At 70.4% G+C, this 24,580-nt stretch carries 23 protein-coding genes; 4 read left to right on the top strand and 19 right to left on the bottom strand.

Features of this window, described 5'->3' with window-relative positions:
- Positions 1–119: 119 nt before the first annotated feature.
- The 4 genes from ACFXGX_RS11080 to ACFXGX_RS11065 all read right to left on the bottom strand — a co-directional run bounded on the left by ACFXGX_RS11080 (position 120) and on the right by ACFXGX_RS11065 (position 5,242).
- On the bottom strand, positions 120–1,562 hold the full coding sequence (locus tag ACFXGX_RS11080) for an AI-2E family transporter (RefSeq protein WP_384788028.1): 1,443 nt from the start codon (positions 1,560–1,562) through the stop codon (positions 120–122).
- A gap of 135 nt (positions 1,563–1,697) precedes the next feature.
- On the bottom strand, positions 1,698–2,396 hold the full coding sequence (locus tag ACFXGX_RS11075) for a lytic transglycosylase domain-containing protein (protein ID WP_384788025.1): 699 nt from the start codon (positions 2,394–2,396) through the stop codon (positions 1,698–1,700).
- A 426-nt stretch (positions 2,397–2,822) separates the two neighbouring features.
- The gene (locus tag ACFXGX_RS11070) at positions 2,823–4,148 is read right to left on the bottom strand and encodes a PhoH family protein (protein ID WP_384788022.1); all 1,326 of its coding nucleotides are present in this window, start codon (positions 4,146–4,148) and stop codon (positions 2,823–2,825) included.
- 320 nt (positions 4,149–4,468) lie between these two features.
- Positions 4,469–5,242, bottom strand: a complete 774-nt coding sequence (locus ACFXGX_RS11065) for an isoprenyl transferase (protein WP_384788019.1) — start codon at positions 5,240–5,242, stop codon at positions 4,469–4,471.
- A 144-nt stretch (positions 5,243–5,386) separates the two neighbouring features.
- Here ACFXGX_RS11065 and mgrA point away from each other — a divergent pair, with 144 nt between their 5' ends.
- Together mgrA and ACFXGX_RS11055 are read left to right on the top strand one after the other, a co-directional pair.
- Complete coding sequence (gene mgrA, locus ACFXGX_RS11060) at positions 5,387–6,424, top strand: L-glyceraldehyde 3-phosphate reductase (protein ID WP_384788016.1); 1,038 nt, start codon at positions 5,387–5,389, stop codon at positions 6,422–6,424.
- A gap of 406 nt (positions 6,425–6,830) precedes the next feature.
- A complete protein-coding gene (locus tag ACFXGX_RS11055) occupies positions 6,831–7,175 on the top strand; it encodes a DUF192 domain-containing protein (RefSeq protein WP_384788014.1) in 345 nt (114 codons plus the stop codon).
- A gap of 249 nt (positions 7,176–7,424) precedes the next feature.
- Here ACFXGX_RS11055 and ACFXGX_RS11050 read toward each other — a convergent pair whose 3' ends face one another.
- The 15 genes from ACFXGX_RS11050 to ACFXGX_RS10980 all read right to left on the bottom strand — a co-directional run bounded on the left by ACFXGX_RS11050 (position 7,425) and on the right by ACFXGX_RS10980 (position 20,747).
- A complete protein-coding gene (locus ACFXGX_RS11050; RefSeq protein WP_384788011.1) occupies positions 7,425–8,309 on the bottom strand; it encodes an LLM class flavin-dependent oxidoreductase in 885 nt (294 codons plus the stop codon).
- A 40-nt stretch (positions 8,310–8,349) separates the two neighbouring features.
- Positions 8,350–8,970 (bottom strand): dihydrofolate reductase family protein, encoded by a 621-nt coding sequence (locus ACFXGX_RS11045; RefSeq protein WP_384788008.1) that lies wholly within the window; start codon positions 8,968–8,970, stop codon positions 8,350–8,352.
- A gap of 84 nt (positions 8,971–9,054) precedes the next feature.
- Positions 9,055–9,702: an OmpA family protein gene (locus ACFXGX_RS11040; RefSeq protein WP_384788005.1), complete on the bottom strand. Its 648-nt coding sequence runs from the start codon at positions 9,700–9,702 to the stop codon at positions 9,055–9,057.
- A 3-nt stretch (positions 9,703–9,705) separates the two neighbouring features.
- Positions 9,706–10,293 (bottom strand): hypothetical protein, encoded by a 588-nt coding sequence (locus ACFXGX_RS11035; RefSeq protein WP_384788002.1) that lies wholly within the window; start codon positions 10,291–10,293, stop codon positions 9,706–9,708.
- 15 nt (positions 10,294–10,308) lie between these two features.
- The gene (locus ACFXGX_RS11030; RefSeq protein WP_384788225.1) at positions 10,309–10,917 is read right to left on the bottom strand and encodes a pilus assembly protein TadG-related protein; all 609 of its coding nucleotides are present in this window, start codon (positions 10,915–10,917) and stop codon (positions 10,309–10,311) included.
- Positions 10,914–11,114, bottom strand: coding sequence for a hypothetical protein (locus ACFXGX_RS11025; RefSeq protein WP_384787999.1), 201 nt, complete (start codon positions 11,112–11,114; stop codon positions 10,914–10,916). Before ACFXGX_RS11025 ends, ACFXGX_RS11030 begins: the two co-directional genes overlap by 4 nt.
- Before the next feature lie 114 nt (positions 11,115–11,228).
- Positions 11,229–11,960 carry a response regulator gene (locus ACFXGX_RS11020; RefSeq protein ID WP_384787996.1) on the bottom strand — a complete coding sequence of 244 codons (732 nt, stop codon included), beginning with the start codon at positions 11,958–11,960 and terminating at the stop codon, positions 11,229–11,231.
- Positions 11,953–13,398: a sensor histidine kinase gene (locus ACFXGX_RS11015; protein WP_384787993.1), complete on the bottom strand. Its 1,446-nt coding sequence runs from the start codon at positions 13,396–13,398 to the stop codon at positions 11,953–11,955. Before ACFXGX_RS11015 ends, ACFXGX_RS11020 begins: the two co-directional genes overlap by 8 nt.
- Positions 13,398–14,288, bottom strand: a complete 891-nt coding sequence (locus ACFXGX_RS11010) for a DUF5936 domain-containing protein (RefSeq protein WP_384787990.1) — start codon at positions 14,286–14,288, stop codon at positions 13,398–13,400. The genes ACFXGX_RS11015 and ACFXGX_RS11010 overlap by 1 nt, the downstream gene beginning before the upstream one ends.
- Before the next feature lie 13 nt (positions 14,289–14,301).
- On the bottom strand, positions 14,302–15,243 hold the full coding sequence (locus ACFXGX_RS11005) for a type II secretion system F family protein (protein WP_384787986.1): 942 nt from the start codon (positions 15,241–15,243) through the stop codon (positions 14,302–14,304).
- A gap of 28 nt (positions 15,244–15,271) precedes the next feature.
- The gene (locus ACFXGX_RS11000; RefSeq protein WP_384787984.1) at positions 15,272–16,609 is read right to left on the bottom strand and encodes a CpaF family protein; all 1,338 of its coding nucleotides are present in this window, start codon (positions 16,607–16,609) and stop codon (positions 15,272–15,274) included.
- 18 nt (positions 16,610–16,627) lie between these two features.
- The gene (locus ACFXGX_RS10995) at positions 16,628–17,044 is read right to left on the bottom strand and encodes a TadE family protein (protein ID WP_384787981.1); all 417 of its coding nucleotides are present in this window, start codon (positions 17,042–17,044) and stop codon (positions 16,628–16,630) included.
- Positions 17,041–18,660: a CpaE family protein gene (locus tag ACFXGX_RS10990; protein WP_384787978.1), complete on the bottom strand. Its 1,620-nt coding sequence runs from the start codon at positions 18,658–18,660 to the stop codon at positions 17,041–17,043. Before ACFXGX_RS10990 ends, ACFXGX_RS10995 begins: the two co-directional genes overlap by 4 nt.
- Positions 18,661–18,867: 207 nt before the next feature.
- Positions 18,868–19,581 (bottom strand): Flp pilus assembly protein CpaB, encoded by a 714-nt coding sequence (gene cpaB / locus ACFXGX_RS10985; protein ID WP_384787975.1) that lies wholly within the window; start codon positions 19,579–19,581, stop codon positions 18,868–18,870.
- Positions 19,582–19,862: 281 nt separating this feature from the next.
- Positions 19,863–20,747: a hypothetical protein gene (locus ACFXGX_RS10980; RefSeq protein WP_384787972.1), complete on the bottom strand. Its 885-nt coding sequence runs from the start codon at positions 20,745–20,747 to the stop codon at positions 19,863–19,865.
- Positions 20,748–21,128: 381 nt separating this feature from the next.
- Between ACFXGX_RS10980 and ACFXGX_RS10975 the strand changes: the two genes are divergently transcribed.
- Positions 21,129–22,811: a chitinase gene (locus ACFXGX_RS10975; protein WP_384787969.1), complete on the top strand. Its 1,683-nt coding sequence runs from the start codon at positions 21,129–21,131 to the stop codon at positions 22,809–22,811.
- 259 nt (positions 22,812–23,070) lie between these two features.
- A complete protein-coding gene (locus ACFXGX_RS10970; RefSeq protein WP_384787966.1) occupies positions 23,071–24,438 on the top strand; it encodes a M14 family metallopeptidase in 1,368 nt (455 codons plus the stop codon).
- Positions 24,439–24,580: the final 142 nt, after the last annotated feature.

Genomic DNA, 24,580 nt, shown 5'->3' with positions numbered 1-24,580 from the left:
GGCCGCCGCCCCCCCGCTGGACGCGGTGGGGCACCTCGCGGTGTTGTCCGCCACAGGCATAAACTGGCCCCCCCCCACCAGGTCGGTGGGCGGGGCCCCGTGCGTTTCGTTCGAGCTCGCTACGAGGTCGGCCGGTGGGCCGGGGAGGCGTCCACCGCGGTCGCGCCGCGGGGCTCGGGGGTGTGCCGGAGCTCCGCCTCACCGGCGTACGAACGCAGGTACACGACCACCGTGTTGGTCACCGCGACCAGCGGGACCGCGACGACCGCTCCGCCGATGCCGGCGACCATGCCACCGGCGGCGACCGAGAGGACCACCGCCAGGGGGTGGACGCGGACCGCGCGGCCCAGGATGAAGGGCTGCAGGATGTGGCCCTCGATCTGCTGGACGGCGAGGACCACGACGAGCGTCATGACGGCCACGAAGACGCCCTGGGTCACCAGCGCGACCACCACCGCCAGCGCCCCGGAGATCACCGCGCCCACCAGCGGGATGAACGCGCCGAGGAAGATGAAGACGGCGAGCGGCACGGCCATGGGGACCTTGAGGAAGTAGAGGCCCAGGCCGATGAAGATCGCGTCGATCATGGCGACTATCACCGTGCCGCGGACGTAGGCGGTGAGCGTGCGCCACGCGCGCGGGCCGGCGCCCGCGACCCCGGTCCGGGCGGCGGCCGGGACGAGCTTCAGCGACCACTCCCAGATTCGCTTGCCGTCGTAGAGCAGGAAGAGGGTCGAGAACATCGTCAGCAGGATGCCCGTGAGAGCCTCGACGATCACCGTCACGCCCTGCAGACCCGCCGAGGTGATCTGGTCCGTGTTCGCGCCGATCGCCTCGCGGAGGTTCTTGGCGATCTTGTTGATCTGCTTGTCGGTGACGTGGAACGGGCCCTTGAGGAGCCACTTGCGCAACTCGTCGATGCCGTCCTGGATCTGGTTGGAGAGGTTGTCGATGTTCTCCTGGACCTGCCAGACCACGAACCAGCCGACCAGCCCCATGATGACGAAGCCGAGGATCGCGGTGAGCGCGGTGGCGAGTCCGCGCGGCACCCCGTAACGCGTGAGCCGGGCCACCGTGGGCTGGAGCAGCGCGGTGATGAGCAGCGCGGCCACGAAGGCCAGCACGACGAGCTGGACGGCGCTGATGACCCGCATCAGCACCCAGACGGTGCCCGCGAGAATGAGCAGCCGCCAGCTCGCCTCGGCGGCGACGCGCACTCCCCACGGCACGGCGAGAGCGGGGTCGGGACGGTGGGGCTGCGGTGCGTACGCGAGTACCGCGGCCTGCTCCTCGGAGGGGCGCTGGACCGGGAGCGCGGAGGCGTCGGCGTCCGCCACCGGGCCGTCGGGGGTACCGGAGGTCCCGGGAGTCTTCGCGTGGGTGCCGGAGATCTTCGCGTGGGTGCCGGGTGCGTCGAGGGGGGCGGACCTGTCGAGGCCGGCCTCACCGTCGACGGGGCCCCGCGACTCCAGCTCGACCTCGGCGCGGCGTTCGTCCAACCGCTCTCCCAGCTCGGTGAGTCCGGCGCCGATCCGTCCGAGCCATCCTGGTACACGCGACATGATGCGTCCTCTTCCCCCGCCGCTCCCCACCACTCCCCCTGGAGTCGTCGGGTCCGACCGTACATGGCCGAAGCCCCTCCCCCTAGGACGGGGAGGGGCTTCGCAAGGTTGAGCCGCCGGTGTACGGCGTGGACCTCAGTACCAGCTGTTGGCCTGCCAGAACGACCAGGCCTCACACGGACTGCCGTACCGGCCGTTCATGTAGCTGAGGCCCCACTTGATCTGGGTGGCCGGATTGGTCTGCCAGTCGGACCCGGCGGACGCGTACTTGCCCGCGGGCAGGGCCTGGAACAGACCGTAGGCACCCGAGGAGGCGTTGACCGCGTGGTAGTTCCAGCTCGACTCGTGATTCACGATGTTGCTGAAGCACTGGAACTGACCGCTCGGCACCATCTGAGCCGCCATCGCCTGGATCTGGGCGACGGTGTACGAGGACTTGACCGAGAAGCTGGAGGCGTCACGCGTCGCGGAGCGGCTGGCCGCTTCCTCGGCTTCCTTGCGCTCCTTGGCATCCTTCTCCGCCTTCGCCGCAGCCTTCTGCTTCGCGACGGCGTCGTCGGCAGCCTGCTTGCGGGCGGCTGCCTCCGCGTCCTTCTTCGCGCTCGCGTCGGCGGCGATGGCCTGGGCATCGGCCTGCTGCGTCAGGGACGCGGTCTGCACCTGGGCCTGCTGGCCGGCAGGTATGTCTGCGAGGAGAGTCGAGTCGCTCGCCGTCGCCTCGGCATCGTTCGAGGGCTGGGCGACGCTGCCCGAGGCAACTCCGACCACGCTTCCGACAGCGGTGACCGCGGTGGCCGAAGCCACTGCGAATCCCCGGACCGAAATCCGGCTCACACGGTTTCCTTCCAGCATCGCCCGTTTAGGTGACCCTCGCGGACGCAATCGTGCCCCTCGGCGCTGGCCTCCCAACTGCGGGGTCACGGGGAGACACGGGCCCGGTGGGCAACTCCCGCTGAGGGAGCGCCGCGTGGTGCGCGGGCGGCATACGACGGCTCTATGGAGTTCTGAGGTTCCGGTGTTCCGTACCGCTGGGGGTACAGGTGTGTCGTATGCGGGGCCTGACAGGAGTGAGACTCTAGCCGTTGCGCGACGCCGCACGGCAATTCCGCGTCACGTGTGAAAGCTCACACCCCGTTTGCCTCGGCTGTTTCATGGAAACACCGGCGCAGCAGGACGCCGCCCGGCTAGGCTCTTCGCCTTTGCCGGACGGCGCCAACCAGCGTGTACTCGCCACCCTTTGACCAGGTGGGACAGCCGGGATCAGATCTGCCCGTCCTCCAGCATTTCGGTCACGAGTGCCGCAATCTGGGACCTCTCGGAACGATTCAGCGTGACGTGCGCGAAGAGCGGATGGCCCTTCAACTTCTCTACGACGGCGACCACTCCGTCGTAACGCCCGACGCGCAGATTGTCCCTTTGTGCCACGTCATGGGTCAGAACAACCCGTGAATTGGCGCCGATACGGGACAGAACGGTCAACAGGACGTTCCGTTCCAGGGACTGGGCCTCGTCCACGATCACGAACGCGTCATGGAGCGAGCGGCCGCGGATGTGCGTGAGCGGCAGGACCTCCAGCATGCCGCGCGCGGTGACCTCCTCGATGACCTCGCGGCTGGTGACCGCGGAGAGCGTGTCGAAGACCGCCTGGGCCCAGGGGCTCATCTTCTCGGACTCGGAGCCGGGCAGATAGCCGAGCTCCTGCCCGCCCACCGCGTACAGCGGCCGGAAGACCATCACCTTCTGGTGCTGGCGGCGTTCGAGGACGGCCTCCAGGCCCGCGCACAGCGCGAGCGCGGACTTGCCGGTGCCGGCCCGGCCGCCCATCGACACGATCCCGATGTCCGGGTCGAGCAGCAGATCGAGCGCGATGCGCTGCTCGGCACTGCGGCCCTTGATGCCGAACGCCTCACGATCGCCGCGCACGAGCCGGACGTTGCCCTCGGCGGTGACACGGCCGAGGGCCTTGCCGCGCTCCGACTGGATCGTCAGCCCCGTGTGCACGGGCAGACCGGCCGCTTCGGGGACGTAGGCGTGCCCCTCCTCGAAGAGGACGTCCACCTGCTCCCCGGACAGGGCCAGTTCGGACATCCCGGTCCAACCGGACGAGCCCGTGATGGCGAGCTCCGCGCGGTACTCCTCGGCGAGGAGACCCACCGAGGACGCCTTGATCCTGAGCGGCAGGTCCTTCGAGACGACGGTGACGTCGTATCCCTCGGCCTGCAGGTTGCGGGCGACCGCGAGGATGCGGGAGTCGTTGTCCCCCAGGCGGTAGCCGCTGGGCAGGACGCTGGGGTCCGAGTGATTGAGCTCGACGCGCACCGTCCCGCCGAGGTCCCCTACGGGGATCGGGGAGTCAAGGCGGCCGTGCCGGACCCGGAACTCGTCGAGCAGGCGCAGCGCCTGCCGGGCGAAGTAGCCGAGTTCGGGATGGTGCCGCTTGGCCTCCAGCTCTGTGACCACGACGATCGGAAGCACTACCTCGTGCTCGTCGAAGCGGCTCAGGGCATTCGGGTCGGCCAGCAGGACGCTGGTGTCGAGAACATAGGTGCGCCGGTCTGGCGTGCGGCGCTTTGTGCTGGTCACCACGGAAGGACGTACCCCCTCGGATGAGGTCGGGGAGCGACGAAGGAGAGCTGGACCGGTTCGCGGCACCGATGCACGGGCCGAAAACCGGCCCTCCGCTTCGTCCGTGCTGACCGCACGATCGGGCTGGTGCAAAGGGCCTCCCGGGCGGACGGCCCCGTGCCGTCCGCTGAGATACGACACCCGTGGTTCGGGCGTCGACCTGCAAGGCTTATGCCCTCGAACGAGCCAAGCCATGCCAGGGCAGATGACGGCGCGTTCGTTAACTCCCGATGACGTGCGTCCCTCCCGGGTGTCCCGAAGCACGCGGGACACCCGGTGTTTCAGCCTCCGTAGCGGCGGTGTCGCGCCGCGTAGTCGCGCAGGGCACGCAGGAAGTCGACCTTCCGGAAGGCCGGCCAGAAGACTTCGCAGAAGAAGTACTCGGAGTGGGCGGTCTGCCAGAGCATGAATCCGGACAGCCGCTGCTCGCCGCTGGTGCGGATCACCAGGTCGGGATCGGGCTGGGCACCGGTGTAGAGGTGCTTGCCGATGAGGTCGACGTCGACACGGTCCGCGAGGTCCTCCATCGAGATCCCCTTGTCGGCGGCGTCGAGGATCATCGAGCGCACGGCGTCGGCGATCTCCTGACGGCCGCCGTAGCCGATGGCCACGTTCACGACTATGCCCTCGACGTGCGCGGTGGCCTCCTCGGCCTCCTTGAGCGCCGACTGCATCGGGGAGGGCAGGATGTCCCGCGTCCCGACGTGGTGCACCCGCCAGCGGCCGTCGGCCGCCAGGGTGCGGACGACGCCCTCGATGATGCCGAGGAGCGGACCGAGCTCCTCCTGCGGGCGGTCAAAGTTGTCGGTGGACAGCAGCCACAGGGTGACGACCTCGACATCGGTCTCCGCGCACCAGCCGAGGAACTCCTCGATCTTGTCCGCTCCGGCCCGGTGTCCCTGGGCCGTCGTCGAGCCGGCGGCCTTCGCCCAGCGGCGGTTGCCGTCCATGATGACGCCGATGTGCTTGGGCACCTGGTCGTGGTCGAGGTGGCCTTCCACCCTGCGTGCATAGAACCTGACCAGCAGGCGGCGCAGGTTGTCGCGCAAGGTCACGTGTTGTCAGCCCCTTTGTGCGGATCGGACAGACGCGCCCGAGCACAGTCCCTGTCCATATGGCGGTCCCCCGGGGCGAAGCCTACCCCCGCGAAACGCGAGGGCTCCCGAGGGGCCTGCGCACCCTGGCATAGGTTCGTCCCCATGAACGACCCCACTCTGTACCGGGCCGCAACGGAGCGGTACGACTCGATGGAATACCGGCGTACGGGCCGCAGCGGGCTCAAACTGCCCGCGGTCTCGCTCGGCCTGTGGCACAACTTCGGCGACGACCGTTCGCTGGACTCCCAGCGCGCGATCCTGCGCCGCGCCTTCGACCTCGGCGTCACCCACTTCGACCTCGCCAACAACTACGGGCCGCCGCCCGGCTCGGCGGAGCTGAACTTCGGCAAGCTGCTGAAGGAGGACTTCGCCCCGTACCGGGACGAGCTGGTCATCTCGACCAAGGCGGGCTACGACATGTGGCCCGGCCCGTACGGCGAGTGGGGCAGCCGCAAGTACCTGCTGGCCTCGCTGGACCAGTCGCTGAAGCGGATGGGCCTCGACCACGTCGACATCTTCTACTCCCACCGTTTCGACCCGGACACCCCGCTGGAGGAGACGATGGGCGCGCTCGCGTCCGCCGTCCGGCAGGGCAAGGCGCTGTACGTCGGCGTCTCCTCGTACAGCAGCGAGCAGACGGCGGAGGCGGCCCGGATCCTGACCGGGATGGGCGTCCGTCCGCTCATCCACCAGCCCTCGTACTCGATGCTCAACCGCTGGACCGAGGACGACGGTCTGCTCGACACGCTGGAGGCGGCCGGTATGGGCTGCATCTCCTTCGCGCCGCTCGCGCAGGGTCTGCTGACGGGCAAGTACCTCCAGGGCATCCCGGAGGGCTCGCGCGCCACCCAGGGCAAGTCGCTGGACCCGGGCCTGCTGAGCGACGAGGTCGCGCGCCGGCTGAACGGGCTGAACGACATCGCGGCCCGGCGCGGCCAGTCGCTCGCCCAGCTCGCGCTCACCTGGGTGCTGCGCGACCAGCGGATGACCTCCGCCCTCATCGGCGCGTCCAGCGTGCGGCAGCTGGAGGAGAACCTGGAGGCGCTGGCCGCCCCGCGGCTCACCGACGAGGAGCTGAGGGAGATCGACACGTTCGCGGTGTCGACGCAGGGCACGAACATCTGGGCCCAACGCCACTGAGTCACCGGAATCCCGGGCGGCATGCGGCGGCCCGCCCGAGGGGCGCACGGGGGCGCCCGCGGGGCGGGCCGTCACGGGCACAAAAAACGGGCCGGTCCGTGGGGGGGAGACGGACCGGCCCGAGGGGGGGTTTCCACCATAACCCTTCGTAAGTGATGCTGCGTGCATCCGCGTGCCACAACTACTCTCCGGAGTCGTCCCGCAACGCCATGATGAGCGCGGAACCATGGATTCCGGGTGTGATCATGGCTGAATCATGGCTGATTCAAAGGGAATCGTGGAGGATCGGCAGAGATCCAATGGGTTCGTGCCCGTTTCCGCGGCGTGGCGCCGCCGCACCCGTCCGTACTCCGGGCGGGTGATCCGCGTGGCGCCCTCGCTTGACCCGCCCGCTAACTTCGCACCCATGGCCACGTTCACGACGGACACACCGGAGGGGACGCCCGAGCCGGTGCCCCTGGAGCTGGCCGCCACGGCGCGCGCCCGGCGGCGGGGACTGCTCGGACGCTCGGGGATCGAGGGCGCGCTGCTGCTCACACCGGCGAGTTCGGTGCACACCCTGGGGATGCGGTTCGCGATCGACGTCGCCTATCTGGACCGGTCGTCTCGGGTCCTGGCGGTACGCACGATGCGTCCGGGCCGACTGGGGCTGCCGCGGCCGCGGGCCCGGCACGTCCTGGAGGCGGAGGCCGGGGCGATGGAGCGCTGGGGCGTGCGGCGCGGCGCGCGGATCACGGTCCGGCACGCCTGACATCACGTCACCAGGGAAGGCAGCACCGCGCAGCCCCCTCCTCTGCGCGGTGCCACACGCGCAGCTTTGCTCACGCGAATTACCTTGGTCTGAACTTACGTCAGCCAAACATCCCTGGCGACAGCCGATCGATAACGATGTGGAAACCGCGTGCAGATGTTCCGTACACGGCGTGCCGCCCGCCCGGCCCGCCGTCCGTCACCCGGAGGGACATCTCACGCCGAGTGACCTTCATTGGGGGGTTTTCGGTCAATCTGCCGCAGGGATCAGCGGGCGGACCCGTTCCGCCGCGAAGCGGACGAAGCCTTCGGGGTCCGGCTCGTCGGCGGTGGGCTGGAGGACGACCGTGTCGGCGCCGGCGTCCACGAGACGCCGGACGGCCTCGGCGACGGCGTCCGCGTCACCCGCGACCCCGCGGCCCGGGACGGCGCTCTCGCCGTCGGCCTCGATCTCGGCACGCAGCCGGTCGGCGGCGCCGTCCCCGGTGGCGGTGAGCAGATAGACGACGACCCGGTGGCGCTCCTCCGTCCGGCCGGCCGCCCGCCGTCCCTCGTCGATGAGTCGGCGGGCCCTCCGTACCCCGTCGGCGGTGGTCGAGGCGGTGAGGACCGTGCCGTCGGCCGCCTGTCCGGCGAGGCGGAGCGTACGGGGCCCGGTGGCGCCGGTGAGGACCTCGGGCACCTCCGCGGGCGGCCAGTCGAGGGCGACTCCGTCGAGTTTCACGTACCGCCCCTCGGTGGTCACGCGCTCGCCGCGCAGCAGGGCGCGCAGCGCGTCGAGATGCTCCCGCAGCAACGTCATGGGCGACTCGGCCCGCGCCCCGACCTGTCCCATCCAGTCCTGGACGCCGTGGCCGACCGCGACGACGGCCCGCCCGGGAAACAGCCGGTACAGAGTGGCGGCCTCCATCGCCGTGACGGCGACGTTCCGCAGCGGGACGGGCAGCAGTCCGACTCCCACCCGCAGGCGCTCGGTCCAGGCGAGTGCCGCCGCGGCGGCGGAGATGCCGCCTTCGAGGAAGCAGTCCTCCCACAGCCACAGCTCCTCGAGCCCGGCCTCCTCCGCCTCACGGGCCAGGGCGCGCAGCCGCTCGGGGGGCAGTTGGGGCCGGAAGACAACACCGAGCGACGTCATGCCGCCTTCCTACCCAGGCCGACCGTCACGGACAACCGCTTCACGCGCCTTCTGTCCCGGCGGTTCCGGCCGTCCCGGTGGCATCGCCCGGATCCGCGGCGGTGTCGCGCTCGTAGCGCAGGAGGCTGACGCCGTTGCCGAAGGTCCGCGTCTCGATGAGGCGGAGGTCGGTCGGGGCCTCGGACTCGGGGAACAGCGGTTTGCCGGCGCCGATGAGGACGGGGTGCACGTACAGCCTGATCTCGTCGACGAGGCGCAGCCGCAGGAACTCCGCGGCGAGATCGGCGCCGCTGAGCGCGAGGTCGCCGCCCTCCTGCGCCTTGAGCGCCAGGATCTCCTCGGGAACGACCTCCCGTACGACCGTGGTGTGCCCCGTGCCGCGTTCGAGCGTCCGCGAGAACACCACCTTGGGGATGTTCCGCCAGATCCCGGCGAACTCGGCCATCTCCGGGCTGATGTCCGGGTCCTTGTCGGCCGTCGGCCAGTAGGAGGCCATCAGTTCGTAGGTCACCCGTCCGGACATCAGGGCACCGAAGCCTCTGACCAGGTCGTTGAAGTGCTGGTGCAGTTCGGCGTCGACCCGGTGCCAGTCGATCTCGCGGTTCGGGCCCTCGATGTATCCGTCGAGGGACACCGACGACATCAACACGATCTTCCTCATGGCTGACTCCATCGACCTCGTGTGCGACCCGTTCGTCGGGGAATGGTGCCAGGAGGCCGGGCGCGGAAGAAGGTGACGCGCGCGTCAGGCGCTGTTCCCGTCCGCGGCGCCCCTCGGGAAGGTCACCTCCACCCGGCGGTTCTTGCGGCGGCCCTGTTCCGAGGTGTTGTCCGCGATCGGGTAGTCCTCGCTGTAGCCCCGCACCTCGAAGGTGACGTCCGACTCCGCCGTGCCGAGCGCGGCGGCCAGCCGGTCGTGCACCTCTTCCGCGCGCTTCTTGGAGAGGGTCAGGCCGTGCGCGTACGAGCCGAGGTTGTCGGTGAATCCGAAGACGCGGACGGTCGTGGCGTGCTGGGCCTTGATCTCGTCGGCGATCGCCTGGATACGGGACTGGGAGTCAGGGTTGAGCTTGGAGCTGTCCTTGGGGAACAGGACCTCCGCCTGGAGGGCGAACGTCACGTCCTCGTTGGTGTCCTCCCGGCGCTCCTCGCCGCCCAGGTCCTCCACGACCGACTTGATGTCCAGCACCTTGGCGGGCGCAAGGGTCGCGCCGTCGGCGAGCTTGAGCCCCGGGCTGTTGGCGTCGACGTCGGGGGGCGGGGACGTGGTGACGCTGCCGGGCGGGGCACTGGGGTCACCGCCGTCCGCGGAGGCGGGCCCCGGCAGACCGAGGGTGATCAGGACGACGAGGGCCGTGAACGTCGTCGCGGCGGCGCGGGGCGGGAGGGCCATGGGTCAGCCCTCGGAGATCTCGATGGAGGCGGGTGGCATGGAGCCGACCTGGAAGTCGACGGCACTCGTTCCGGCGGGGGGTGCGGGGAACTGGGCGAACCACTGGGTGGATTCGCCCTGGCGGACGCCGCCGGTGAACTGGGTGCACAGGCAGCGGCCCGAGGTGTCCCGGAGGATGAGGTACTTCTTCTTGCCTTTCTGGTCGATCAGGCTGGCGCCGGCGATGGATGCCCCGTTCTTCGACAACTCCCGTTCGTCACCACGCCAGTCCGCCGCGATCCAGACATTGTCGGTGTTGTTCGTGACCGTCCCTTCGACGGTCACGAAGCCTCCCTGGTCGCGCTTGGCCGAGGTGACTGCAAGGGTGATACCGCTATCACCTTTGACTTCGGCCAGTACCTGGTCCTGGCTCGCTGTCGGTGACGCCTGCTTCGCGCCGCCCTCCGCGCCCGACCGGGAGGATGACGAGGCAGCCTTCGGCTTGTCGCCGCCGTCTCCACCGCCGCACCCGGACACCGTGAGGAGCAATCCGGTACTGATCGCCACCGCGGCCATGACCCTGCGGCCCTTCATGGTGTGCCGGAGATCCATCGGTACGGCTTCCTCTCACTCGGCCAGATGCACTGAGAACAGCACGGACGCGTCGGGAAGGTCGTCCGAATGGAAATGTTCGGGATCGATGTCCACACTGTGCCCGGCACAATCCAGCCGCACGGGCTTCTTGGGGTCCGCGTCGGTGGCGAAGGTGCAGCGCGGCTCGATGACCGCCGTCGCGTGGGCCGTGGCATGACGGCTCTCCGTGCCCGGGATGATCGACTTGCCGACCGTGTAGAGGGTCTTGATCGCCACGCGATAGCCGGGGAATCCGTTCACGAAGGTGGGCTGGACCCCGCCCTGCACCGTCGAGTCGTTCTCGGCGGCCAGTCGGTCGGCGGCGGCCGAGGCCCCCGTGCCCTGGAACTTGTCGCCGTCGAGCCAGTCCAGCCAGTCGTCGTCCGTACCGATGGCTCCCGTCAGCCCCTGGATGAGTTCATCGCGGGAGTCCTGTGCGGCCGCCAACGCCGCAGCGTCCGCCGCGGATTGAGCTCCATTGCGGGCGGACGCTGCTTGAGCGAAGGCGAAGAAGGCGAACGCGGCGAAGAGCAGGATCCCCGTCAGCCAGATGTAGATGGGGAGCGTCTGACCTCGGTCGCTCCCCGTTCCGACAAGGGTCAGCCGCCGATAACGTCGTTCACGGCGTTCAAGATCGCCTGCGAGATCAGCCCGTCCAGTCCCAGGCTGTCGATCAACGTGAAGATCCCCGCAATGATGATCATCAGGCCCGCGTACTCCACGAACCCCGCCCCCGCGTCCCGGTGGGCGCCCCGTGTCCGGGCGATCACCGTTCGGGTCCATGCGGTGAACCTGTTCATCAGGACTGCCCTCCCTGCCGAGGCCACTAGCGACCCGAGCACCGTACGTGAGAAGTCGCCTACCGCGAGTGGGCCCAGGGGCCCAACTTCGCTGGTGGGATACGCGGGACGGAGTCATCGGCTCCACCCCTCGTGCGCCGTACCCAGCCAGTGGGCGATCGCTTCGCTCCGCGAGGAACTGTGCAGCTTCGCGAAGATGCGATTGATGTGGTTCTTTACGGTCTTCTCCGCGATGAAGCAGGTGGCGGCGATCTGGCGGTTGTTCATGCCGGCCGCGATGAGGTCCATCACCTCCACCTCCCTCGAACTCAGGCCGAACTCGGACTGATGGACGGCATGGCGGTGAAGTCCCGCCGCCGGTAAGGGCCGAGCCTCCGAAGACTGTGCCACAGCCGGTTGCAGATGCGAAGAGAACGAGTGGGGTTGGTACGAAACTCCGAGTGAATCCGGGACAGTCGGGCGTCCGTGGCGCATCTCCCGTACGGCGGAGATCAGTTCGGCCGCCGTGAACTCGCCATGGACGAGGTAGCCGGACGCGCCTTTGCGCAGGGCCTCCGCCACGACCTCGGGTTCGCGGCTGTACGTCAGCATCATCACGGGCGAGATCGCGCACAGTGCGGGCAGTGCGGTGAGGCCGTCCGTGCCGGGCATCCGGACGTCGAGCAGGACCACGTCGGGGACGAGGAGGGCGGCACGGTCCAATGCCTCCGCCCCGTCCCTTGCCGCCGCGACGACCGTGATGTCGGGGTGCGCGTCCAGCAGTGCGGTCAGGCCGGCTCGTACGACCGGGTTGTCGTCGGCCACGAGGACACGCAGGGACGGGCCGGAAAGTGCCTGGTCAGACATGTGCGGCCTCCTCTTGGGAAGTGGGGGGAGCGGGAAGGACGGCCGTCTGGAGCGGGAGAGTCAGCCGGACCTCGGTGCCTCCGCCGAGGGGCCGGTCCAGCCTGATGAGGCCACCGACGCACGCGGCCCGCTCCGTCATGCCGAGCAGGCCGAAATGGCCGGATCTCGTCCAGGCGGTGAGCATGGCGGGGGTCGCCGGAGCCGGGAGACCGACGCCGTCGTCGCGGACGAGAAGTGCGAACGCGCTTGCGGAAACGTCGAGTTCGACGGTCAGCACGCCCGCGTCCGCGTGGCGGTGGGCGTTCTCCAGAGCCTCGGAGACGATCGCGAGGACGTGGTGGGCGGCGCTGCTGGGCAGGACCGGGGGCGCGCCCCGGTGCCGTACGACCGGGGTGAGGCCGGTGCGTGCCTCGAAGTCGGCTGCCATGGCGCCGAGTTCGGGCAGGAGGTCGATGTCCGGATCGGTCAGGTCGCTGTGCCGCCTCAGGTCCGTCAGGAGGGTGCGGGACTCGGCGGCGGCGAGGCGGGCCGCCGCCGCGACGGCGGTCGCCTGGCGTTTGAGCGCCCCCGGGTCCGCGCCTTCCGCGGAGGCGGCCAGCGCCTCCGCGGCCAGCGCGAGCCCGTACAGCGTCTTGGCCACGGAGTCGTGCATCTCGCGTGCCAGGCGGGCCCGTTCGGACTCCACGGCCTCCGCGACGGCGAGCCTGCTGGTCGCCTCGGCCAGGGCCTGTCCCGCCGTGCCGAAGCGGAACAGCAGATTGCGCAGGGTGACTCCGATGATGCCGGCGCCGACGCAGAAGCCCGCGATGAGCAGGGTGTTGGAACCCGCTCCCGGCCGGTGTTCCCAGGCCCTGAACACCGTGAGCAGCACGGTGAGCTGGAATCCGGTGAAGACGCCCGCGCCGCGCCAGCCGTAGAGCAGGCCGGACAGGAGCGGGGTGCAGACCGTGGCGTAGGCGAGGGGGGAGGCCGGGGACGCGGTGAGGAGCAGGACCGCGCCGAAGGTGAGGTCCAGGCCCATCAGGGTCGGGTGGGCGAGGAGGCGGGGGCCGAAGCGGTCCCAGTCCCGGAGCATGGCGTAGGAGCCCATGACGCCGAGGACGGCGGCCGCGAGGACCGCGTAACGCAGGAGGCCGCCCGTGGCGTTCGTCATCGCGAAGGGCGCGCCGACCACGACGGCCGCGAGTCGGACCGCGAAGGCCTGCCGGCACAGGGCCTGGAGGGCGTTGAGCTGGAGGCGGATGCCGCCGGGCGCGGGCGCGTCGTCCGCGAGGTAGCCGGTGCCCCGTTGTTCGCGGGTCCGGGCGAGCCGGAGGAACCGGCGCGCACGGTCTCGCGCGAGTCGGGCCGACCGGCGCCCGCGGCTTCGCGCGAGTTCGAGGGACCGGCGCGGGTGTTCGCGGGCCGCGTCACCCCGGCTCCTCGGAAGGCTCCTCATCAGCGCCCCAGGATCGAGCCGAAGTCGGTGCCCGAGCCCAGGAACATGCCGGTCGCGATGAGGATCATCGTCGCCGGGAGCATGAACACCAGGGTGACCATCGTGGCCTTGGGAATGGTCTTGGCGGCACGGCGGCGGGCGTTCTGGGCGTCGGTGCGGCGCATGTCGGTGGCGAGCTGGATGAGGGTCTCGGCGATCGGGGAGCCGAGTTCCTCGCCCTGCTGGAGCGCCGAGACGAACTGGGCCACCTGCTCGGAGGAGTTGCGTCTGCGCAGTTCGTCGAAGGCCTGGCGGCGGCTGACGCCCATGTCCATCTGGCGCAGGGTGATGCGCAGTTCGTCCGCCCAGGGTCCCTCGTACTTCTCCGCGACGCGGTCCAGGGCCTGCCGGAAGCCGAGGCCCGCGGAGACGACGACGGCGAGGACGTCGAGGAAGTCGGGCAGGGTGCGGTCGATGACCTCCTTGCGCTCCCGGACGGCCTGCCAGATGAGGGCGTCCGCGGCGACCAGCCCGAAGGCGAACGTGAGGACGGCGAAGAGGAGCTGGCCGTTGGAGAGGAAGACCAGCCCGAGGACGACACCGAAGACGCCGTACACCGCGCGGCGGGCCGCGTAGCGGTTCAGGGTCAGACCACCGGGGTTGCCGGCCATGTCGATGCGCCGGCGTTTGGCGTCCACGCGCCGGGGACCCATCAGACGCAGGACGGTCGGCGCGAAGCGCATGCCGAGACGGTCGACGGCCGAGTCCGCGACCGAGACACGGGTGCCGCCGACCTCCAGGGCGAGCTGGAGGTCGCTGGGGAGTTTGACCTCGGAGCGGATCATCCGGACGCCCAGGAGGACGCCCGCGACGGCCGCGCCCATCAGGACGGCGAGCAGCAGCGGCAGCATGGTGATCCCTCCCTCACACTTCGATCTTGCCGAGCCGGCGGATGACGAAGAAGCCCACGGTGTAGAGGCCGAGGGCGAGCAGGACGAGGCCCTGGCCGAGAGGGGAGCCGGTGACGCGGGCGAGGGCTCCCTCGTTCGAGGAGTTGATCAGCACCAGCGAGCCGATACCGAGGAAGGGGACCGTGAAGGCGGTCGCGTTGACCTCGGAGAGCATCGTGCGGACCTCACGGCGGGTCTCCTTGCGGTCCTCCAGGGTCTGGGTGAGGTTGCGCAGGGAGCTGACGACGGAGCCGCCGGCCTTGTTGGCCAGGACGAGGGTGGTGACGAGGACGATCAGCTCGCGGGAGGGCAGTCGCTCCGAGAGTTCCCCGAGGGCGTCGTCGATCGTGCGGCCCAGCATCAACTGGTCCGCCACGTGCGCCAGTTCTTCGCCCGCCGGGGCCTCCAGCTCCTCCGCGGCCATGGCGAGCGCCGTTCGCAGGGCAAGGCCGGCCGCCGTCGCGTTCGCCAGCAGGCGTGCCACGTCGGGGAGTTGGTTGATGAACGCCTCGATGCGCTTCTGGCGCTGCCAGTTGAGGAAGACGGCCGCGCTCCACACGCCGAGGAGGGCCGCGATCGGCCCGAAGAAGGGGGCGAGGGTCGAGGCCGCGATCAGCCACAGGGCGACGACCACGGAGGTGACGTAGGTGAAGAACTCCCCCGCCGTGAGATCGAGTCCCGTGGCGGTCAGGCGCAGGTGGATCGTGCGGCCGAGGCGGGTGCGGCGCAGTCTGCGGTCGACGCCCGCGAAGCGGCGCGGCCTGCCGCCCGCCACCGGGAGCCGGCCGCCGCCGGCGAGGCGGTCGAGGAGGTCCCGTCGCTGGGCACGGCCCGAGGCGAAGGTGTGCACGCCGGCGACGGCGAGCGTGCCGCAGAGGAGCGTCCCGCCGAGGGCGAGGAGTGCGGGGTCGTTCATGGCTGCCTCCCTTCGGAGGTGAGGGGCGTCATCCGATCGCCTGCCTCGTGTTGAGTACGTCGATGGCCTCGGCGACGCCGAAGGCGGGCGGCAGCGGCTCGTTGGCGACGTACAGCTTCTCCGCGACCGGGCGGGGGAGCGGAAGGTGCTCGAAGTGGCCCCGCACGACGCGGTCGGCGCCGACCGGGCGGGGCACGAAGCGGGTGACGGGGGTGACCCGGAACTGTTCGCGGCCGTGCGAGACGAGCAGCGCGACCTCCGTGACCTTGCGGGAGCCGTCGGCGTGCCGGGAGAGCTGGACGACGACGTCGACGGCGGAGTTGATCTGGTCCTTGAGCGCCTCGAAGGGGATCTGGACCTCGGACATCGAGCCCAGGGTCTGCAGGCGCATGAGGGCGTCCTCGGCGGAGTTCGCGTGGACGGTGGCGAGGGAGCCGTCGTGGCCGGTCGACATGGCCTGGAGCATGTCGAGGGTCTCGCCGCCGCGGACCTCGCCGACGATGATGCGGTCGGGTCGCATGCGCAGGGAGTTGCGGACCAGGTCGCGGATGGTGATCTGGCCCTTGCCCTCCACGTTCGGGGGGCGTGATTCGAGGCGGATGACGTGCTCCTGCTGGAGCTGGAGTTCGGCGGAGTCCTCGATCGTGATGATGCGCTCGTGGGAGGGGATCAGCCCGGAGAGCGCGTTGAGCAGGGTGGTCTTGCCGCTGCCGGTGCCGCCGCTGACGATGACGTTGAAGCGGGCCCGGACGAAGGCGGCGAGCAGCATGAGCGTCTGCTCGTCCAGGGAGCCGAGGCCGATCAGCTCGGGGAGCGTGTACGCGCGGGGGAAGCGGCGGATGGTGAGGGTGGGGCCGGTCAGGGCGAGCGGCGGGATGATGACGTTGACGCGTTCGCCGGTGGGCAGGCGGGCGTCGACCATCGGGTTGGACTCGTCGACGCGGCGGTTGACCGTCGAGACGATGCGTTCGATGGTCTGCATGAGCTGCTCGTTGGAGGCGAAGCGCAGCGGGAGCTGTTCGACGCGGCCGGCCCGTTCGACGAAGATCGAGTCCGGGCCGTTGACCATGATCTCGGTGATGGACGCGTCGGCGAGGAGCGGTTCGAGGACGCCGAGTCCCAGCGCCTCGTCGACGACGCGGCGGATGAGCTGGGAGCGTTCGGCGGTGGAGAGGACCGGGCCCTCGCGGCTGATGATGTGGCCGAGGACGCGTTCGAGCCGGACCCGGCGTTCGGCTGCCGCCAGGCTGGACATCTCGGCGAGGTCGATCTCCTCGAGGAGTTTGGCGCGGTAGACGGCGACGAGGTGTCCGTCCTCACGGGCGGGTCCCCCCTCGTCGGGTGCGATGCGGGATCGCAGGCTCATGGTGTCGGCTCCTCCCGGTCAGTCGTCGGTGGGCATGGTGGCGTGGCGGGTGACGGGGTAACGGTCGAAGAGGGGGATGACGTTCGGGACCGTGACCGTGACCGTGGCCGTGGTGAGGTCGGCCCCGGGACCTCCCTCCAACGACACATTCGGGTCGAGCCATCCGCTCACGGCGGCCGTTCCCGCCGCCCCGCCGTCGCCGCCCTGCGAGGCGACCCGCGCGGCGGCCCGCGCCCCGGTACCGGCCTGGTTGACGCCGTACCCGATGAGCCCGAGCTGGATGGCCGCCAGCCCGACGAGCAGCAGGATCGGCAGGAACCCGACGAACTCCAGGATGGAGACGCCCCGGTCGCCCCGGAGGCGGCGCGAAGGTGCGGGTGGGACTGCGTGGCGGGTCGGGGGCGTGCCGGTCACCGTCCGCGGGTGCGTCCTCATCCGTCGTCCCCTTCCAGCGCCGCGCCCGCTTCGCCCCGTACGTGGAAGCCCGCGTCGAAGCCCGGGAAGAACAGCGGGACGTCGACCTCGACGGTGGCCTCCATGACCGGGCCCGAAGCGGTGCAGGAGATGTCCGCGTCCTTCCAGGAGCCCGGCAGGTGCTCGCTCCCGGCGGCGGCGCAGGCGCCCGGGACGTCGCCGTGGACGGCGTGGGCCGCGGTGGCGGCGCGTGCCGCCTCGTCGGCCGCGTTCCCGGCCAGCGAGTACGAGTACCCGTACAGCACGCACTGCCACAGGATCGTCATGACGACCAGGAGCAGCGGGAACATCCCGGCGAATTCGAGAGTGACCGCTCCCCGGTCGCCGCCCCGGCCGCGGAGCGAGAGCGCGCCCCGGTCCGCGGCCGACGTCTTGCGGCGCTTGCCGCCCGCCCCGCCCTCCTGGGGGACGACGAGGCCCAGCTCGGCGGCGAGCGACCACAGCGCCTGCTTGACGGTCGAGCGGGCGTCCAGGTCCTGCAGCCGGCCCGCGTCGACGACGGACTGGAGTTCCTTGAAGGCGGCGGGAACCGTGGAGCGGGCGACCTTGGTGCCGGTGACGCGTTCGACGAGGGACGGCTGGATCTCCGTACCGCGGGCGAAGCGGTTCACGACGGTCGTGGTTTCCTCCGCCTTGCGGATCTGGAGGCGGTCCCACATCCGGACCATGCGTTTGGCTGCGCGTACGGCGATGACGTCGGGGGTGACGAGGAGCAGGGCCCGGTCGGCCATCTCGACGGCCGCGGCGGTGGCCGAGTTCATCTGGGAGCCGCAGTCGACGACGACGACGTCGTGGCGGGAGCGCAGCGCGCCGAGGATCTGGCGGGTCACCCGGTCGGTGACCTCCTCGCCCCGTTCGCCCTCGGCGGGCGCGAGCAGGAGGGCGATGCCGCTGTCGTGGGTGTAGACGGCGTCCTGGAGGACGCGCGCGTTGATGTCGGTGATGGCCGCGAGGTCGGCCACCGACCGGCGGAACTGCACGTCGAGGTACGAGGCCACGTCCCCGGACTGCAGGTCCAGGTCGAGCAGCGCCACGTTGTGTCCCGATGCCTTCGCGGCGAGGGCGAGCTGGACGGCCGTGACGGTCGCGCCGACGCCGCCCTTCGCGCCGGTCACCGTGACGACGGTGCCGCCGGGGCCCGCGTAGACCTCGGGCGCGCCGCTGTGCAGGTGGCGGCGCATTCCGGCGGACCAGGCGGCGGCGGCCTGGACGCGTTCGGCGAGGGCGTCGTAGCCCAGCGGCAGGCCGATGATGCCGCGGGCGCCGGAGTCCATGGCGGCGGTGAGGACGCCGGTGCTGGTGTCGGCGGTGATGAGGACGACACCGACGGCCGGGAAGCGCATCACGAGGTCGCGGATCAGGTCCAACGCCGGTACGGGCCCGATGCGTTCGTGGACGAGGACGACCTCGGGGAGTTCGTCGAGGGACTCGGCGGCGAGGCGCGCGAGCGTGTCGAGGAGGGCTGTCGAGTCGGGTACGGGCGGGGCGGGTTCGGTGTCGGCGAGCTGGCTCATCAGGGTGGTGAGCGCACGGGCCGAGTCGATGTCGCCGACGGCGGGAAGGATACGGATGGTCATCGGCGAAGCTCCTCGCTCGCGTGCCGCGCGCCGGCCCCTGTGCCCTGTGCCGCGGCGGGCGACGGCACCCCCGGCACCCGCCGCCGTGTCCCGGACCGGAGGCCCGGTGCCGGCCGCGTCCGCGTCGCGGCGGCCGGCCTCCTCGTACGCGGCCTCGTACGCGGCCCCGGACACCGCCCCGTGGGCATGGACCTCATGCGCGGCCTCCTACTTGTCCTCGTCGAGGGTGTACGTACGGTCGCCGGGCGCCACGATCGTGTCGGAGCCGCCGGCGACCAGGGCGAGCCGGACGTGCGCGGCGAACGACTCGGCATACGCGACGCGTTGGGCGTCCGCGGTGCCGAGCGCGAAGGTGATCGGGACGGCCTGGGCGGCGCTGTTGCGCCGGTCGGCGCTGGACTGGTCGGGTTCGAGGGCGGTGAGCTTGCCGACGTCGATGACGCGGGCGTTCTCGACGATCACCTTGGACTGGTCCCTGCCCTTGTCGTTCTCCGCCTTGAAGGTGGCGTAGATGTTGACCCGCGAGCCGGGATCGATCTTTCCCGCGACACCCGTCGAGGCGTCGATCATGATGGCGATCTCCTGCTGTCCCGCGGCCAGTCGGGGTTTGTCGACGATCATGTCGGCCTGCAGCAGGGAGCCCTTCTCCAGCCGGGTCACGGCGATCTTCCCGCGTATCCGGGAGAGGTCGGTGACGGCGGTGGACGACAGCCATCGCTCGGGCATCGAGATCTTCTCGAACTGGTCGGCCGTCAGCTCCTTGTAGGGCGCGATGTCGCCCTTGAGGCGGTACGCCGTGACCTCCGGGCCGACCTTGGAGTTCACGTCGCGGATCACCGAGAGGACTCCGGCGAAGGCGCCGAGGGCGCACAGGACCGAGAGGACCAGCAGGATGACGCCGCGGCGCTGGCGCGAGTTCACTGAATCTCTCCTCGTGGGGCGGTGCCGGGAAGCGGACCGGGCTGTCGTTCCTGCCGGGGATCCGGGGGCTGACCTCCGGGTTGATGCAGCATGTTCAGGACAACCTCGATCTGCGGGGACGGCGGGGCCGGGCGGGTGGTGCCTGATGCGCTGTTCGGTCGTGCCTGATGTGCTGTGCGGTCGTACTGATGTGCTGTGCGGGTCGTGCCTGGTGCGCTGTTCGGTCGTGCCGGTGCGTGTGCGGTCGTGCCTGGTGTGCGGCTCGGACGGGCCCGGGGGGCCTATGTGGCACCGCGGGGCAGGGCGCGTACCGGAGAGGCTGCCCGGACGGTCGTGGCCGGAAGCTCCTGCGCCGAGGGCGGCGGCGGCAGCGGGGCGGCGCAGAACCCGCAGCGGTCACCGATGAGTTCGAGGCCGCACCAGCGGCACTCGTCCCGCCGGACGGAGGAGACGAGCTGGTAGAGGACGGAGACGTCGTACAGTCCGGCGGCGAACTCGACGAGACGGTTCGTCCCCCACCAGCGGACCGACTCCTCGGGCAGCGGGACGGTCGCGGCGCCCTGGACCTGCCAGGCGGGCGCGAGGGTGGAGGTGACCCAGTCGGAGGGCGGCTGGCCGGCGGCCGAGAGCAGCCGGGTCCCGAACTCCGGTCCGGGCAGGTCCTCCTGGCCGACTCTGATCAGCTCGGCACGCGGATTGGCCAGTACGGCGAACTGGGCGCCCGGCACCCAGGACTTGGCGTGCGACTTCAGGGAGACCGGGACCCGGTCGAGCTTGGCGACCGAGCCGAGCAGGGCACCGGCGTAGATGTAGTGCGCGAGCAGCCGGGCGGCGGAGGCGAGGACGCCGGGACTGAAGTCGCAGACCGAGAGCTGGCGCAACTGCTGGGCCAGCAGGGCGATCCCGAGCGGTGGCAGGTCGATGCCGAGCAGTGCGATGCGGTCGCTCTCCAGGACGGAGCGGACGGTGTGCAGCCGCCGGGTGACGGCGGTCTCGGCGGAGGCCGGGTAGAGGGCGATGACATACCCGTGCTGCTCGATGAGCGCGTGCATCCCGGTGAGGGAGTCCTCCAGGGTGCCGAGCGGCTGGACGGCCGCCGGCGGGGTCTGCCGGTCGTGCGGTGGGAGCACCAGATCGGGACTGGTGACGGCTATCGCGGTCGGCACGCTGCACACACCCCGTTCGCTGCGGCGGGGTGGTCAACCACCGCCTCAGATCGCCCCTTTGTCGCCATAGAGCGTCACAGTCGTTCCATCAACGGCCGCGGATCGCCACGGTGACGCCCTCTTGCATCAGCACCATATCCACGGCATGGCCCGCTCAACACCGAATCTCCGAGATCATCTCACCGAAGGTGCGGGCGTGATCAACGGAGAGTAAGCCGTCTCAAAACAACTGGGGCTCCACATAAGGGTGTTGAGAGTGCCGCAGGTCTTGACAACCAGATTGGTCTGGACCAACTTGTATCCACCGGCGGTGGCCACCGTTCCGTTCCCCCTCCCCTCCCCCACCTCTCCCTGGAGGACCCAGTGGACCGCGTCATCCGTATGCCCGGACGGAGATGGGCGGGAGCCCTGGCCGCCGTCGTCACCGCGTCCGTCCTCTCCCTCACGGGCCTGGCCGGTCAGGCCCAGGCCGCCGACGTCAACAACGTCAAGAACGCCGGCTTCGAGTCCGGCCTGAGCAACTGGACCTGTTCGGCGGGCAGCGGCGCGACCGTCTCCTCGCCGGTCCACAGCGGCTCGGCCGCCCTGAAGGGCACGCCCGCGGGACAGGACTACGCGCAGTGCTCCCAGTCCGTCGCCGTGAAGCCCAACTCGACGTACACGCTGAGCGCCTGGGTCCAGGGGTCCTACACCTACCTCGGGGCGAGCGGCACGGGGACGACGGACGTGTCGACCTGGACACCCAACACCACCTGGACGCAGCTCTCGACCACCTTCACCACCGGCGCCTCGACGACGTCGGTGACGGTCTGGACGCACGGCTGGTACGGGCAGCCCGCCTACCTCGCCGACGACTTCTCGGTGTTCGGCCCCGACGGGGGCGGTGGCGGCGACCCGGCCCCGACGGTCCCCGCGACCCCCGCGGGCCTCGCCGTGCCCTCCACGACCTCCTCGTCGGTCTCCCTGGCCTGGAACACCGTGTCGGGCGCGACCGGCTACAACGTGTACCAGGGCGGCTCCAAGGTCCAGTCGGTGACCGGCACCTCCGCGACCGTCTCCGGGCTCTCCGCCTCGACGTCGTACTCGTTCCAGGTCAGCGCGACCAACTCGGCCGGTGAGTCGGCGAAGTCGTCCGCCGTCACCGGGAAGACGACCGCTTCTGGTGGCGGGGGCGGGGGCACCGTGCCCGCGCACGCCGTGACGGGCTACTGGCAGAACTTCAACAACGGCGCGACCGTGCAGAAGCTCTCCGCCGTGCAGTCGCAGTACGACATCATCGCCGTCGCGTTCGCCGACGCCACGAGCACGCCGGGCGCCGTGAGCTTCACGCTCGACTCGGCCGGGCTCGGCGGGTACACCGTCGACCAGTTCAAGGCCGACATCAAGGCCAAGCAGGCCGCGGGCAAGAAGGTCGTCATCTCCATCGGCGGCCAGAACGGCACCATCTCGGTGAGCGACTCCGCCTCGGCCACGAACTTCGCCAACTCCGTCTACTCCCTGATGCAGACGTACGGCTTCGACGGCGTGGACATCGACCTGGAGAACGGTCTCAACGCGACCTACATGTCCCAGGCGCTGCGCTCGCTGTCCGGGAAGGCGGGCTCGTCCCTGGTCATCACCATGGCCCCGCAGACCATCGACATGCAGTCCACGTCGAACTCCTACTTCCAGACCGCGCTGAACATCAAGGACATCCTCACCGTCGTCAACATGCAGTACTACAACAGCGGTTCGATGCTCGGCTGCGACGGCAAGGTCTACTCGCAGGGCTCGGTCGACTTCCTGACGGCGCTCGCCTGCATCCAGCTCCAGGGCGGTCTCGACGCGTCCCAGGTCGGCCTCGGCCTCCCCGCCTCCACCAGCGGCGCGGGCAGCGGCTATGTCTCCCCGACCGTCGTGAACAACGCCCTCGACTGCCTGACCAAGCTCACCAACTGCGGTTCGTTCAAGCCCGCCAAGGCCTACCCGGGCCTGCGCGGCGCGATGACCTGGTCGACCAACTGGGACGCCTCCGCGGGCAACGCCTGGTCGAACGCGGTGGGCCCGCACGTGCACGCCCTGTAGTTCCGGACCACCCGCGTCACCCCTTCCCCGGCGGTGCTCCTTCCGGCCCCGTTCGCCGCAGTCGCGGCGAGCGGGGCCGGTGCCGTTCCGCGCGGCCGATTCCCGCCGACAGCGCTTTGTCGTCTCTTGACCTGCTCATGCCACAACCCCCACCATGAGCGCCACACCGGCACCAGACACGTCACCTTGCGCCACCCCCCAGCTCCGCTCCCCTACATTCCGGAGATCCCGGAATTTTCCGGAGAAACAAGGAGACTTCATGCGATTTCGCCCACGTGGCAGTGGCAGCTCCGGCGGCAGAAGCAGAGGCGGCCGCCGCGGCGCCGCCCTCGCCGTCCTCGCGGCCCTCGCTCTCGCCGCTCCCCTGACGGCCACCGCCACCGACGCCACGGCGAGCGGGGCCAGGGCCCTCGCGCCCTCGTCCGACGACATCAGGCAGTACGAGATCCACCAGGGTTCGACCTCCGCGTCCCGGACGCAGATCCAGCGGTCGGGCGTCACCGTGGACGAGGCCGACGAGGAGACCGTCGTCGTCTCGGGCCGCGCCGACCAGATCGCCACACTGCGCCGGCAGGGCTACGACGTCACTCCGCTGGGCGCGGCGCCCGACCGCTCGTCCGCCGATGACGTACGGCTGTTCGACTTCCCGACGGCGGACTCGAAGTACCACAACTACGCCGAGATGAACACGGAGATCGACCAGCGGCTCGGGGCCTACCCGGGCATCATGAGCAAGCGGGTGATCGGCAAGTCCTACCAGGGCCGGGACATCGTCGCCATCAAGGTCAGCGACAACGTGGCGACCGACGAGAGCGAACCCGAGGTCCTGCTGACCTTCCACCAGCACGCCCGCGAGCACCTGACCGTGGAGATGGCGCTCTATCTGCTGCGCGAGCTCGGGGCCGGCTACGGCAGCGACTCCCGGGTAACGAGCATGGTGAACAACCGCGAGATCTGGATCGTCCCGGACCTCAACCCGGACGGCGGCGAGTACGACATCGCGAGCGGCTCGTACCGTTCGTGGCGCAAGAACCGCCAGCCCAACTCCGGTTCCTCGTACGTCGGTACGGACCTGAACCGGAACTGGAACTACAAGTGGGGCTGCTGCGGCGGCTCTTCGTCCTCCAAGTCCTCCGAGACCTACCGCGGCGCGTCGGCCGAGTCGGCGCCCGAGGTGAAGGTGGTCGCGGACTTCGTACGCGGCCGGGTCGTCGGCGGCAAGCAGCAGATCACCGCGGGAATCGACTTCCACACCTACAGCGAGCTGGTGCTCTGGCCGTTCGGGTACACCACCGCCGACACCGCGACGGGGATGACGGCGGACGACGCCGCCGCGTTCAAGGCCATCGGCCAGAAGATGGCCGCCAGCAACGGGTACACGGCCGAGCAGGCCAGTGACCTGTACATCACGGACGGCTCGATCGACGACTACCTCTGGGGCACCCAGAAGATCTTCGACTACACCTTCGAGATGTACCCGACGTCCAGCTCCGGCGGCGGCTTCTACCCGCCCGACGAGGTCATCGAGCGGGAGACCTCCCGCAACCGGGACGCGGTGCTCCAGCTCCTGGAGAACGCCGACTGCATGTACCGGTCCATCGGCAAGGCCGCCCAGTACTGCTCCTAGGGGGAACACCCCCCGGCCGGACCGGCCGGGAGCCGGGGGGGGGGGGGGGCCCCACGCGCGGCCGCCGCCCCCCCCCCCCCCCGCACAAGGCGAGGCCGCCGGGGACGGCCCCCCGCCGGCGGCGAGCGGGCGCACGTGCCGC

It is taken from the genome of Streptomyces sp. NPDC059371 (assembly GCF_042751995.1).
GTDB lineage: Bacteria > Actinomycetota > Actinomycetes > Streptomycetales > Streptomycetaceae > Streptomyces.
The sequence above is the reverse complement of the archived record's forward strand: the minus strand, read 5'-3'. Positions and strand labels throughout refer to the sequence as shown.

Excerpts from the sequence above, each read along its gene's own strand:
- ACFXGX_RS11005 (WP_384787986.1), bottom strand. The coding sequence starts at position 15,243 with ATGAACGACCCCGCACTCCTCGCCCTCGGCGGGACGCTCCTCTGCGGC.
- ACFXGX_RS10990 (WP_384787978.1), bottom strand. The coding sequence starts at position 18,660 with ATGACCATCCGTATCCTTCCCGCCGTCGGCGACATCGACTCGGCCCGT.
- ACFXGX_RS11025 (WP_384787999.1), bottom strand. The coding sequence starts at position 11,114 with ATGAACAGGTTCACCGCATGGACCCGAACGGTGATCGCCCGGACACGG.
- ACFXGX_RS11015 (WP_384787993.1), bottom strand. The coding sequence starts at position 13,398 with ATGAGGAGCCTTCCGAGGAGCCGGGGTGACGCGGCCCGCGAACACCCG.
- ACFXGX_RS11010 (WP_384787990.1), bottom strand. The coding sequence starts at position 14,288 with ATGCTGCCGCTGCTGCTCGCCGTCCTGATGGGCGCGGCCGTCGCGGGC.
- mgrA (WP_384788016.1), top strand. The coding sequence starts at position 5,387 with ATGAACGACCCCACTCTGTACCGGGCCGCAACGGAGCGGTACGACTCG.
- ACFXGX_RS11040 (WP_384788005.1), bottom strand. The coding sequence starts at position 9,702 with ATGGCCCTCCCGCCCCGCGCCGCCGCGACGACGTTCACGGCCCTCGTC.
- ACFXGX_RS11055 (WP_384788014.1), top strand. The coding sequence starts at position 6,831 with ATGGCCACGTTCACGACGGACACACCGGAGGGGACGCCCGAGCCGGTG.
- ACFXGX_RS11000 (WP_384787984.1), bottom strand. The coding sequence starts at position 16,609 with ATGAGCCTGCGATCCCGCATCGCACCCGACGAGGGGGGACCCGCCCGT.
- ACFXGX_RS11045 (WP_384788008.1), bottom strand. The coding sequence starts at position 8,970 with ATGAGGAAGATCGTGTTGATGTCGTCGGTGTCCCTCGACGGATACATC.
- ACFXGX_RS11020 (WP_384787996.1), bottom strand. The coding sequence starts at position 11,960 with ATGTCTGACCAGGCACTTTCCGGCCCGTCCCTGCGTGTCCTCGTGGCC.
- ACFXGX_RS11035 (WP_384788002.1), bottom strand. The coding sequence starts at position 10,293 with ATGGATCTCCGGCACACCATGAAGGGCCGCAGGGTCATGGCCGCGGTG.
- ACFXGX_RS11080 (WP_384788028.1), bottom strand. The coding sequence starts at position 1,562 with ATGTCGCGTGTACCAGGATGGCTCGGACGGATCGGCGCCGGACTCACC.
- ACFXGX_RS10975 (WP_384787969.1), top strand. The coding sequence starts at position 21,129 with ATGCCCGGACGGAGATGGGCGGGAGCCCTGGCCGCCGTCGTCACCGCG.
- ACFXGX_RS11050 (WP_384788011.1), bottom strand. The coding sequence starts at position 8,309 with ATGACGTCGCTCGGTGTTGTCTTCCGGCCCCAACTGCCCCCCGAGCGG.
- ACFXGX_RS10995 (WP_384787981.1), bottom strand. The coding sequence starts at position 17,044 with ATGAGGACGCACCCGCGGACGGTGACCGGCACGCCCCCGACCCGCCAC.
- ACFXGX_RS10970 (WP_384787966.1), top strand. The coding sequence starts at position 23,071 with ATGCGATTTCGCCCACGTGGCAGTGGCAGCTCCGGCGGCAGAAGCAGA.